Genomic DNA, 12,265 nt, shown 5'->3' with positions numbered 1-12,265 from the left:
TCCTCCCTGCGCTGCTCGACGTGCCAACAGGCACGCCTGCGCTGCTCGGTCGTCGTGTGCCCCGCTCGGCGACGGCATCGTGTGCCTCGCGACGCTCAACGCAAGCGGGTGGCGCCCCGAGAGCTCGCCGAATTCTTCGAAAAGCTCTCAGCGATCCCCGATCCCGAACTTGGCGAGCCGGTAGCGGAGCGAGCGGAAGGTGATCCGGAGGAGCTGGGCGGCGGCGGTCTTGACCCCGCCGCTCCGCTCCAGCGCCTGATCGAGCAGCCGCCGCTCGATCGCGTCGAGGTGCGCCTGCAGGTCGATCCCGCCCGCGGGCAGGACGGCGGGGGTCGCCGGCTCCGCGGCGGCGGCGAGCCGGGCGACCGCCGGCGGGAGGTCCGCGGCGCGGATCTCGGCGCCGTCGGCGAGCGTCACCGCGCGCTCCAGCACGTTCGCCAGCTCCCGGACGTTCCCGGGGTAGTCGTACTCGCAGAGCCGCTGCCGAGCGTCGGGCGCCAGGCGGACGGCGCCGCGCCCCGCCTCGACCGCGAAGCGCGCGAGGAAGTGATCGAGGAGCGCCGGGATGTCCTCCCGGTGCTCCCGGAGCGGCGGCACGCGGATCTGGATGACGTTGAGGCGGTAGAAGAGATCCTCCCGGAACCGCCCCTCCGCCACGTCGCGCTGGAGATCGCGGTTCGTCGCCGCCACGATGCGCGCGGCGAACGGCAGGTCGACCGTCCCCCCCACCCGGCGGATCCGGCGCTCCTGGACGGCGCGCAGGAGCTTCACCTGGACGGCGGGTGGCAGCTCGCCGACCTCGTCGAGGAAGAGCGTGCCCGAGCCGGCGACCTCGAAGAGGCCGGTGCGCCGGTCGGCGGCGCCCGTGAAGCTGCCGCGCTCGTGCCCGAAGAGCTCGCTCTCGATCAGCCCCTCCGGGATGGCGCCGCAGTTGATGGCGACGAACGGCCGATCGCGCCGGGGCCCGCGCGCGTGGATCGACCGGGCCACGACCTCCTTGCCGCTCCCGCTCTCGCCCGTCACGAGCACCGTGCTCGACGCGGGCGCGACCTTCTCCACGAGGGCGCGGACCTCCGCCATCGCCGGCCCGGCGCCGATGAGCGTCGGCACGCCGCTCGCCGTCGCGCCGACGCGGTGGCGGAGGACGCGGTTCTCCTGCACGAGGCTCCGCCGCTCCAGCGCCTTCTCCAGCGTGAGGCGGAGCTCGTCCACCTTGAACGGCTTGAGGACGTAGTCGTAGGCGCCGAGCTGGAGCGCCCGGATCGCCGTCTCCGTCGTCGCGAAGGCGGTCATCACGACGACCTCGGTCCCCGGGGACCGGTCGCGCACCTCCTCGAGGACGGTGAGCCCGGAGCCCTCGCCGAGCTTGAGATCGGTGATCACGAGGTCGAGGTCGCCCTCGGAGATCCGGCGCAGCGCCGCCGGCACGTCCGCCGCCGTCGCGACGTCGTGCCCTTGCTTCCGCAGCAGGATCTCCAGGAACTCCCGGAGCGAGAGCTCGTCGTCCACGATGAGGATCGAGGCCATCGGTCTCCTCTAGCGCGCCTGCGCCGCCGGCGGCGGCGCGAGCGGGACCTCGACCACGAACCGGGCGCCGCGCCCCGGCTCGGACTCGACCGCGATCCTCCCGCCGTGCGCCTCCACGATGCGATGCACCGTCGCGAGCCCGAGCCCGGTCCCGTTCGGCTTCGTGGTGAAGAAGGGGGTGAACAGCTTCTCGCGATCGCCCGGCGCGACCCCCGGGCCGTCGTCCTCCACCGAGAACCAGGCGCGCTCGCCCGCCAGCCCCGACGCGACCCGGACCACGCCCGACCGCCCCGCCGCCCCGAGCGCCTGGGCGGCGTTGAGGAGCAGGTTCCAGGCGACCTGCCGGAGCTGGTCCGGGTCGCACGCCGCCGGCGCGTGCGCCAGGGCGCGCTCGACGCGGACGTTCGCCGCGCCCGGGTCCCGCGCGAAGACCTCGCACACCTCGCGCAGCACCGCCGCGAGATCGGTCGGTACGCGGCGCGGCTCGGGCGGCCGCGAGTACGCGAGGAAGCGCTCGACGAGCGCCTCGAGGCGGCTCGCCTCGCGCAGCACGATGTCCATGAGCCGCCGCTCGTCGGGCCGGAGCGCGTCGCCGCTCCGGAGGAGCTCGACGCAGCCCGACATCGAGGCGAGCGGGTTGCGGATCTCGTGCGCGAGGCCGGCGGCGAGCCGGCCGACGTCGGCGAGCCGCTCGTTCCGGCGGACCGCGTCCTCCATCTCGCGCAGCCGGGTGAGGTCCTGGAAGATCACGGCGGACCCGAGCCGCTCGCCGCCTCCACCCGCGAGCGGGAAGGCGGTGAAGCCGACCCGGAGCACGTCGCCCCGCGCGTTCGTGAAGCGGGTCTCCTCGCGCGCCGGACCGATCGACGCGCGGGGCTGCTCCCGGCCGTCGGCCGCCGCGAACGGCGGGAGGATCGAGGCGACCGGGAGACCGGCGACGTCGCGGAGCCGGAGGCCGGTGATCTCCTCGGCGGCCCGGTTCAGGAACGTGATCCGACCCCCGATGTCGAGCGTCACGATGCCGCTCGAGACGGAGTGAACGACCGCCTCGTGCAGGGCGGTGATCGCGGCGAGATCGCCCTCGCGCTCCTCGAGCCGCGCCCCGGTGCGACGGAGCTGCTCGGCGAGGTAGCCGGCGAGCGCGGCGGTCGCGGCGAACGCGCCGAGGTGCGCGACGAGGATGCCGGCGCGGGGCGCCGTCGCGGGCTCGAGGGCGACGACGAGGTAGCCGGCCGCGGAGAGGGCGAGCCCGAGCAGCGCGCCGCGGCGGAAGAGCAGGATGCTCGCGTTCACGATCGCGATGGAGAACATGAACACGAACACGCTGTCCGCGCGGCCGGTGAGCGCGACCACCGCCGCCGCGACCCCCGCGTCGGTGAGGATCTGCCCGACGGCGACGAAGCCGTCGCCGCGACCGGTGCGCAGGAGCAGCGCGAAGCCCAGCGAGGCGAGGTAGGTGAGGCCGACCAGCGCGTAGAGGGGCGCCGCGGCCCGGCGAAGCCCGGGATCGGCCGCCCAGGTCACCGTGGCGGTGCCCCCGAGCAGCACGGTCACGGTGACGATGCGGAAGAAGGTGAGCCAGACGAGCTTCCGGTGGAGGCCGTCCCGGCGGAGCCTCGCGGACGGGTCGCCGCCCCGGGTAGCGGACTCCGCCGCCGTGACGCCGCCGTCCATCCTGCGCTCGGACGCCGGCACCCGCGCGCCTACTTCACCGCGCTCGCCATGGTGAAGATCGGCAGGTACATGGCGATCATGAAGTAGCCGACGACGCCGCCCAGGAACACCATCATGAGCGGCTCGAGCATGCTCGTGAGCGCGGCGACCTGCACGTCCACCTCGTCGTCGTAGAAGTCGGCGATCTTGTTGAGCATGGCGTCCATCGCGCCGGTCGCCTCGCCCACGCCGATCATCTGCACCACCATCGGCGGGAAGACCTCCGTCTCACCGAGGGGCGCGGCCATGTTCTTCCCCTCGGAGATCTTGGCGCGCACGTAGTAGATCGCCTTCTCGATGGTGCGATTCCCGGCGGTCTTCGCCACGATCTCGAGGGCGTCGAGGATGGGGACGCCCGAGGAGATCATCGTCCCGAGCGTGCGCGTGAACCGGGCCACCGCGACCTTGCGGACGAGCGGGCCGAACAGCGGCGTCTTGAGCACGGTGTCGTGCCAGATCTCCTGCCCGCGCCCCTTCCGGATCGCCATCTTGAACGCGACGAAGAGCGCGATGGGAACGCCGAGGTAGAGGTACCAGCTCCCGCGGAAGTTCCTGGAGAGGTCCACGAGGAACTGCGTCGGCCCCGGGAGCGCGCCCCCCATGTCCTTGAACATCTTCTCGAACGTGGGGACGACGAAGGCGATCAGGACGCCGACCACGCCGATGGCGACGGTGAGGACGACGGCCGGGTAGACCATGGCGCCCTTCACGCGGCGCTGGAGCTTGTCGTTCTTCTCGATGTACGCGCCGAGGCGCTGGAGGATGGTGTCGAGGATGCCGCCGATCTCGCCGGCGCGGACGAGCTGGACGAAGAGCTCGTCGAAGACCTTGGGGTGGTTGGCGAGCGCGTCGGCGAAGGTGGAGCCCGACTCGACCTTCGACTTCACGTCCAGGAGCACCTTCCCGAACGCGGGGTTGTCCACCTGCCCGCCGATGATGTCGAGGGCCTGCACCAGCGGGAGGCCCGCGTCGATCATCACGGAGAACTGGCGGGTGAAGACGAGGATGTCCTTCGTCGTCACGCCGTTGCCGAAGGACAGGTGGAGCTCCTTCGGCTTCTTCTTCACCTTCGTCGGCTCGATGCCCATCTGCCGGAGCCGGGCCTCGACCGCGCCCGAGTCCTGGGCCTCCATCTCGCCGGAGCGGAGCTCGCCCTGCTTCGTCTTGCCGGACCACTTCCAGACCGCCGCCTTGGGCGCGGCGACCGGCCTGGTCTTCACGTTCGCGGCTGCGGCCTGGGCCATTCCGTTCCTCGCGATGGAGACGCCGCGTCGATCCTAGCGCAACGTTTCCGATGGGTCGAATCCGCCGCCTACCGCGGCTACCGTGGCTACCGCGGCTACCGTGGCTACCGTGGCTACCGTGGCTACCGTGGCTACCGTGGCTACCGTGGCTACCGAGCCATCGGCGGCGGCCGCATCCCTCCCCCGCTGGCGATCAGGTTCTTGAGCTCGTCGGCGTCGGAGGAGCGCCCCATGGCGTCCTCGAGCGTGATGAGCCGCTTCGCGTACGCCGCCGCCAGGCTCTGGTTGAAGGTCTGCATCCCGAACTTCGCCTGCCCGACCTGCATCTGCGAGTAGATCTGGTGGACCTTGTCCTCGCGGATGAGGTTCCGGATCGCGGGGTTCGGGACCATCACCTCGATGATGAGGACGCGCCCCGGCCCGCCCGCCCTGGGGAGGAGGTTCTGGGTGAGCACCCCCTCGAGCACGAACGAGAGCTGCGCGCGGACCTGCGGCTGCTGGTACGGCGGGAAGACGTCCAGCACGCGGTTGATGGTCTGGACCGCCGAGTTGGTGTGGAGGGTCCCGAAGGCGAGGTGGCCGGTCTCGGACACGACGAGGGCCGCCTCGATGGTCTCGAGGTCGCGCATCTCGCCGATGAGCACGACGTCCGGGTCCTGCCGGAGGATGTACTTGAGCGCCTTCTTGAACGAGGCCGTGTCCGCGCCGACCTCGCGCTGGTTCACCACGCAGTTCTTGTGCGGGTGCAGGTACTCGATCGGATCCTCGACCGTGATGATGTGCTCGTGACGGTCGGTGTTGATCTTGTCGATGATCGACGCGAGCGTCGTGGACTTGCCGGAGCCGGTCGGGCCGGTCACCAGGATGAGCCCGCGCGGCTTCTTCGCGAGCTCGGAGACGATGGGCGGGAGCCCCAGCTCGGCGAAGGTGAGGATCTTGAAGGGGATGGTCCGGAACGCGCCGGCGACCGCCCCGCGCTGCAGGAAGACGTTGGCGCGGAAGCGCGAGAGCGCCTTCACGCCGAAGGAGAGGTCGAGCTCGTTCTCCTCCTCGAACCGGTGCTTCTGCGCGTCCGTGAGGATCGAGTAGCAGAGCTGCTTCGTCTCCACGGGCGAGAGCGGCGGCGTCTTCAGGGGGACGAGCTTGCCGTCGATCCGGAGCTGCGGCGGCGAGCCGGTCGTGATGTGGAGGTCGGACGCCCCCTTCTCGACCATCGCCTTGAGGAGCTGGTGCAGGTTCACCTTCGGGTCTCCATTCTCATCGCGCCGGGAACGCACGCGCCGACGCGGCGCTCTCCTGAAGCCGAGGCCTGAAGCAGGCCTCCCTAGAACCGATCCGGCGCGGTGTTGCCCACGGCCTCCGCGAGCGTGGTGACGCCCGCCTTCACCTTCTTGAGCGCGCTCATGCGCAGCGTCTGGAACCCGAGCCGGATCGCCTCGGCCTTGAGCTCCGCCGCCGAGCTGCCCTGGATGACGAGCTCCTTCAGCGGGTCCCAGAGCGGCATCACCTCGTACACCGCGACGCGCCCCTTGTAGCCTCGGTCGTTGCAGGCCTTGCAGCCGCCCGGCTCGAACACCTGGAACGTACCGATCTCCTCGGCGGGGAAGCCGGCGTCGAGCAGCGCCTGGTCCTCGACCTGCGCCGGCTTCCTGCACTCGGGGCAGAGGCGGCGGCAGAGGCGCTGGGCCACGATGGCGTTCAGCGACGCGGTGACGAGGAAGGGCTCGATGCCCATGTTCAGGAGGCGCGAGACCGTGCCCGGCGCGTCGTTGGTGTGGAGGGTCGAGAGCACGAGGTGCCCGGTGAGGGCGGCCTTCACGCCGATCTCGGCGGTCTCGAAGTCGCGGATCTCGCCGACCATGATGATGTCCGGGTCCTGGCGGAGGAAGCTCCGGAGCGCGGCCGCGAAGTTGAGGCCGATGTCCTCGTGCATCTGGACCTGGTTGATGCCGAAGAAGTTGAACTCCACCGGGTCCTCGGCGGTGGAGATGTTCCAGCTCACCTCGTTCAGCTTGGAGAGCGCCGAGTAGAGGGTGGTGGTCTTGCCCGAGCCGGTCGGGCCGGTGACGAGGACCATGCCGTAGGGCCGGTCGATCGCCTCCATGAAGTCCTTGAGCTGCCCCTCGTCGAAGCCCAGCTTCGTCATGTCGAGCTGGAGGTTCGACTTGTCGAGGAGCCGCATCACCACCTTCTCGCCGAAGAGCGTCGGGCAGATGGAGACGCGGAAGTCCATCTCCTTGCCCTTGCCGAGCTTCAGCTTGATGCGGCCGTCCTGCGGGAGCCGGCGCTCGGAGATGTCGAGCTCGGCCATGATCTTGATGCGCGAGATGATCGCGTTCCGCAGCTTCATCGGCGGCTTCATCACCTCGTACAGCACGCCGTCGATGCGGAACCGGACGCGGAAGTCCTTCTCGTAGGGCTCGACGTGGATGTCCGAGGCGCCCTTCTTGATCGCGTCGAGGAGGATGAGGTTCACCAGCTTGACGACCGGCGCCTCCTCCGCGCTCTTCTCGAGGTCCACCGCGTTCGCGCCGTCGTCGTCCGACTCGACGATGGCGACCTCGGAGTCGTCGAAGCCCTGCATCACCTCGTCGAGATCGGGCCCCTTCTCCGCGTAGTAGCTGTCGATCGCCTCGCGGATCGCCTGCTCGGACGCGACGACCACCTCGACGTTGTAGCCGGTGAGGAACTTCACGTCGTCGATGGCGAAGATGTTCGACGGATCGCTCATCGCGACGATGAGCGACGAGCCGGCGCGGTTCACCGGGATGACCTGGTGCTTCTCCGCGGTCGCCTTCGGGATGAGCTTCAGCACCTCGGGGTCGATCTCGAAGTCCTTCAGCGAGATCGCCGGGACGCCGTACTGCTTGGAGAGGAAGTTGGTGAGGTCGCCCTCGTCGAGGGCGCCCTGCTTCACGAGGAGCGATCCGATGCGGCCGCCGGTCTTGCGCTGCTCGTCCTGGGCCTTCTGGAGCTGCTGAAGGGAGATGAGGTTCTCCCGGACCAGGAGTTCGCCGAGCCGTCCGGACATGTGTGCCTTCCTCGGGGAGCGGGTGCGAAGACGGATGCGGGGGAGCCCCGCAGAGGCCCTCGACCTTAGCAGCCGGCTCGTCGGGGGGTCAAGGAAGCGACCGGTCGGAAGCCCGTGATTTCGCTAACGGAAATGGCGACCTCGCCCTACATTCGCTCCGATCACGCAGGCGTGGCCACGGCAGAGAATGCGCTCTCCATCGCAGGAGAGGATCGTCGCACCAGGCGGAGAACACCACGTCGTTGTACCGCGGCCGGTTTCCGGCGCCTGAACCGACGACGGTAGGCACACCTGCGCGACCAAGATGTCGGTTCAACATGGGACAAGCGGTTCACGTTGGACCCCGATTCAGCAACGCGGTATCCAACAATGGGAATGACTGCACGCACCGTGATCTTGGGCGCGGGACCGGCCGGCCTGGCCGCAGCCTACGCGCTCTCGAAGCATCGTCGCAACGTCGTCGTGGCCGAGGCGACCGACGCGCTGGGCGGCATCAGCCGGACCGTGGAATACAGAGGCTACCGGTTCGACATCGGTGGCCACCGCTTCTTCACGAAATTCGATGAGGTGCAGCAGCTCTGGCACGAGGTGCTCGGGGACGAGTTCCTCGTGCGGCCTCGGCTGAGCCGCATCTACTATCGAAATCGCTTGTTCGAATATCCGCTGCGGGTCACGAACGCCCTCCGAAACCTCGGCCTCCTCGAGGCAGCGCGGTGCGTGGCGAGCTACGGCCGCGCGCGCGCAATGGGCGACGCGGACGACAACTTCGAGGAATGGGTGAGCTCGCGGTTCGGGCGCCGTCTCTTCGAGATCTTCTTCAAGGCCTACACCGAGAAGGTCTGGGGAATCCCCTGCTCCGAGATCGGCGCGGAGTGGGCGAGCCAAAGGATCAAGAACCTCTCGCTCGGCGTGGCCATCCGGAATGCATTCCTCGGCTCTCGCGGTCAGGATGTCGCGAGCCTCATCGAGCATTTCCGTTACCCGCGACTCGGCCCTGGGATGATGTACGAGCGGATGGCCATCCTCGCCGCAGGCATGGGCGCGGAGATCCGCATGCGGCACCGCGCGGTCGCCATCCACCGGAACGGCACTCGCGTCGTCGCGGTCGACGTCGAGACGCCCGAGGGGCTGGTGCGACTGGACGGCGAGGAGTTCCTCTCCTCCATCCCGCTCACGATGCTCATCGAGCGGCTCCGGCCCGCTCCTCCACCGAGCGTGCTCGCCGCCGCACGCGCCCTGACGTACCGCCACCTCCTCACGATCGACCTCATCGTGGACGCGCCCGACCTCTTCCCGGACACATGGATCTACGTGCACTCGCCCGACCTCCAAGTCGGCCGCATCCAGAACTTCGGCAACTGGTCCCCCGAGATGGTCCCGGACGCCCGTACGAGCGCGCTCGGGCTCGAGTACTTCGTTTCCGATGGCGACGCACTCTGGACCGCCTCGGACGCGCAGCTGGTCGCGTTCGGAACCGAGGAGCTCCGGCGGACCGGGTTACTCGGGCGCGCCCGGGTGACCGACGGGACGGTGGTTCGCGCCCCACTCGCGTACCCGGTGTACCGTATCGGCTACCGTCATCACCTCGACCAGGTCGTCGAGTTCGTCCGGAGCCTGGAGAACCTCCAGGCCATAGGCCGGTACGGCATGTTCAAGTACAACAACGCCGACCACTCGATCCTCACGGCGCTGCTGGCTGTCGAGAACATCGAGGGCGCCGATCACGATCTCTGGGCCGTGAACACGGACACCGACTATCACGAGATCCGCACCGGGCGCGAGAGCGCGGCTTAGTGCGATGAACGCGCCGACCGTCCCGCTGCCCGCCGGCTTGTGCCGAAGGCACGCGTTCGCAGCGCTCGGGCTCGGGTTGGGGCTCACCGCCCTCGCCTTCGCGGCGCTCGCCTCGATCCCTCGCGGGCTCCACGAGTTCGTCTACTACTCGTTCCCGAGCTACGACGCTACCCTCGAGCCGCTCCCGTTCGCGCCGATGAACGGCTTCACCCCGGAACAGCTCTCGAGCCACCTCGCGCGTCTGGTCCTTCTTGCACCGGGGTGCATCCTGGTCGGCGTCGGGATCGCGCCGCTGCTCGCGGGGCGCAAAACCCGGCCGTCCTTCTCCTGGCGACCGATCGCGCTGACCAGCTGCTTGCTGGTGGCGACGGCCGCAGCCTGGGTCTTCCGCGGAACGCCGGTGCAGGACGACGAGCCGACGTACCTCATGCAGGCGAGCGCACTCGCCGAGGGCCGGTTGTTCGACCCGCCGGTCCCGATAGGGAACCGCTGGAGCGAGAACTTCACCGTGTTCACGGGCTCCGGCACCACCGGAAAGTACCTGTTCGGTACGCCGTTCGTGCTGAGCCTCGGACTCCGCCTCGAGGTTCCGCTACTCCCGCACGTGCTGCTCGTATTCGCCACGCTGTACTTCATGTTCAAGGCCGCGCACGCGGCAGGCGCGACGCTCACGGCGACTATTGGTGTCGCCCTCCTCGCCGTCAGTCCGCAGTTCGTGTTCACGTCGGCGACGCCGACCAGTCAGGCGCCGGCTCTCGCGGCCATCGCTGTCGCGGTGTGGGCCGCCGGGCGCGGCGGCGACTTCTCCGGGTTCATCGCGGGCAGCGCGCTAGGCGCCGCCTTCACGTGCCGGCCGCAGATGGCGGTCCCCTGCGGGCTGGCCATCATCCTCCCTGCGTTGTGGCGCGATCGGCGCTTCGTGCTCGCGACGATCATGGCAGGCGTCCCGTGGCTGCTCATGGTGCTGCTCTACGACGCGGCGCTGACCGCGCACGCACTGCGGCTACCGTGGGATGCGTTCAGCGTCGAGAGATACGGGTTCGGGTGGTGGAGCCTTCGAGAGACCGGCTACTACTTCCACCCCGTCAAGGCCGTGCTGAACGTCGGCTCCGTGCTCATCCGGCTGAACGGATGGGGCCTCGGATGGCCGCTCTCGCTCGCCGGACCCGTGGCGTGGTTTGCCTTCGGGCGGCCGGCGCGCGCGGCGGTTGCGCCGTGGGCGTGGATCGCGGTCGCGACGTTCGCGTTCCAGTTCGCGTACTACTCCGTGGGAACAAGCGAGACCGGCGCCATCTATCACCACGCGGTCCTGCCGTTCATCGCGCTCTCGACCGCTGCCGTCCTCGAGCACCTCGGCAGCGGCCGTTATCGGTACCTCGCCGCCGGTGTCGCGGTCTCGTGTGCGGCGCTCGGCACGGGCAGCTTCCTCGTCGAGCACGCGGCGCGGCTGCGCCGCCTCGCGGAGTTCATCTCGGAGCCCGTCCGCGTCGCGAAGGCCGAGGCACAGATCCCGGCCCTCGTGTTCCTGGAGCCTCACTTCGCCGGACGTCTTCCAGTCGGATGGGTGTTTGGACCGCCTGAGCGCCTCCGCGGGCCCTACGAGCCGATCGTCATCTATCCGGCGGGTCGGGAGAAGGCGAGCGACGCCCTCAGGGAGTCCATGTCGCATCGACAGTGCTACTACGAGTACTACGACTACGCTCAGGCCAGGTACGTCCTCACGAGCTGCACGAAGATGAAGCGGCTGCACGAGGGCTTCCTCGAGGATTCGACCCTGCTCCGGTATCCGCACCCTGAGTCCGCTGACGGGCGATTCCCGCGCTGGATCGAGGGAGGATGGCGCTCCGCCTTCCGCTGGGTGCCGCTCCTGTCGCGATGATCCGGGCGCGGTGCCCGACACCATCTACGGGCTCACCGGCGTCGCACCGCTGCCCGTGAGAATCCGCCGCGCCGCCTCCACGTCCCGCGCGATCTGCGCCCGGAGCGCCGCGACGGACGGGAACCGGTGCTCGTCGCGCAGCCGCGCGAGGAACGCCAGGCGGATCGGCTCGCCGTAGAGATCGCGGCCGTCGTAGTCGAGCAGGTGCGCCTCCGGCACGACGCGGGCGGCCGCCTCCACGGTGGGCTTCGCCCCGACGTTGCACACCCCGCCGTGGACCGAGCCGCCCTCGGGCCCGGTGGGGCCGGGCCGGCCGCCGACGATCGCCCGCACCACGTACACGCCGTTCGCGGGGAGCAGGGCGCGCGTCTCGACGTTCGCGGTGGGGAACCCGAAGCCGCGCCCGCGCCCGGCCCCGCGCGCGATCACGCCGTCGAGGTCGTACGGGCGCGTGAGCAGGATCGCCGCCGCCTCCACGTTCCCCTCGAGGAGGAACTCGCGGATCTTGGTGGACGAGACGACGAGGCCGTCCGAGGTCACGGGCTCGACCACGTGCAGCGAGATCCCGTGGCGGTCGAGGAGCGGACGGAGGCCGTCCACCCGGGTGCGATCGCGGCCGGCCGTGAAGTCGTGGCCGACGATCACGTCGCGCACGCCGAGGCGCGCGGCGAGGTCCCGCGCGGCGAACTCCGCCGCCGAGGTGCCGGCGTAGGCGAGATCGAACGGCTGCACCACCGCGACGTCCATCCCGGCCCCGGCGAGGAGCTCGAGCTTCCGCGGGAGCGGCGTCACGAGCGGCGGCGCGAGCTGCGGGCGGAGGACGCGGACTGGGTGCGGCTCGAACGTGAGGACGCCGGCGCGGGTCCCGCGGGAGGCCGCCCAGGCGCGGGCCGCCTCGAGGAGCCGCTGGTGGCCGAGGTGCACGCCGTCGAAGTTGCCGATGGCGACCGCGCCCCCGCGGAGCGCCCCGGCGGCGTGAGCCTCGTCGAGGGACCGGAGGACCTGCATCGCGCGTACATAGGTCCGCGCGGGTTCCGCGTCAATCGCGCTCCTGGGCGAGGGCGCGGCCGGATTCGG

The 12,265-nt window shown here is 70.1% G+C and carries 8 protein-coding genes; 2 read left to right on the top strand and 6 right to left on the bottom strand.

All coding sequences use genetic code 11. The features are described from left to right. Nucleotides 1–147: 147 nt before the first annotated feature. From MNZ27_RS02005 to pilB, 5 genes are all read right to left on the bottom strand, one after another. The gene (locus tag MNZ27_RS02005; protein WP_242392345.1) at nt 148–1,527 is read right to left on the bottom strand and encodes a sigma-54-dependent transcriptional regulator; all 1,380 of its coding nucleotides are present in this window, start codon (nt 1,525–1,527) and stop codon (nt 148–150) included. A gap of 9 nt (nt 1,528–1,536) precedes the next feature. Further along, complete coding sequence (locus tag MNZ27_RS02000) at nt 1,537–3,222, bottom strand: two-component system sensor histidine kinase NtrB (RefSeq protein WP_242392344.1); 1,686 nt, start codon at nt 3,220–3,222, stop codon at nt 1,537–1,539. Nucleotides 3,223–3,230: 8 nt separating this feature from the next. Continuing rightward, on the bottom strand, nt 3,231–4,484 hold the full coding sequence (locus tag MNZ27_RS01995; protein WP_242392343.1) for a type II secretion system F family protein: 1,254 nt from the start codon (nt 4,482–4,484) through the stop codon (nt 3,231–3,233). Between the two features lie 149 nt (nt 4,485–4,633). Further along, nucleotides 4,634–5,725: a type IV pilus twitching motility protein PilT gene (locus MNZ27_RS01990; RefSeq protein WP_242392342.1), complete on the bottom strand. Its 1,092-nt coding sequence runs from the start codon at nt 5,723–5,725 to the stop codon at nt 4,634–4,636. A gap of 83 nt (nt 5,726–5,808) precedes the next feature. Beyond that, entirely contained in the window at nt 5,809–7,515 is a 1,707-nt protein-coding gene (pilB, locus tag MNZ27_RS01985) for a type IV-A pilus assembly ATPase PilB (protein ID WP_242392341.1), read from the bottom strand. 375 nt (nt 7,516–7,890) lie between these two features. On the opposite strand from pilB, the gene MNZ27_RS01980 reads away from it, so the two are divergent. Beyond that, nucleotides 7,891–9,309, top strand: coding sequence for an NAD(P)/FAD-dependent oxidoreductase (locus MNZ27_RS01980; protein ID WP_242392340.1), 1,419 nt, complete (start codon nt 7,891–7,893; stop codon nt 9,307–9,309). Between the two features lie 4 nt (nt 9,310–9,313). Further along, nucleotides 9,314–11,188 carry a hypothetical protein gene (locus tag MNZ27_RS01975; RefSeq protein ID WP_242392339.1) on the top strand — a complete coding sequence of 625 codons (1,875 nt, stop codon included), beginning with the start codon at nt 9,314–9,316 and terminating at the stop codon, nt 11,186–11,188. Nucleotides 11,189–11,212: 24 nt separating this feature from the next. On the opposite strand, the gene ribF is transcribed toward MNZ27_RS01975, so the two are convergent. Next, on the bottom strand, nt 11,213–12,196 hold the full coding sequence (ribF, locus tag MNZ27_RS01970; RefSeq protein ID WP_242392338.1) for a riboflavin biosynthesis protein RibF: 984 nt from the start codon (nt 12,194–12,196) through the stop codon (nt 11,213–11,215). Nucleotides 12,197–12,265: the final 69 nt, after the last annotated feature.

Source organism: Anaeromyxobacter oryzisoli (assembly GCF_022690765.1).
Taxonomy (GTDB): Bacteria; Myxococcota; Myxococcia; order Myxococcales; family Anaeromyxobacteraceae; genus Anaeromyxobacter; species Anaeromyxobacter oryzisoli.
The sequence above is the reverse complement of the archived record's forward strand: the minus strand, read 5'-3'. Positions and strand labels throughout refer to the sequence as shown.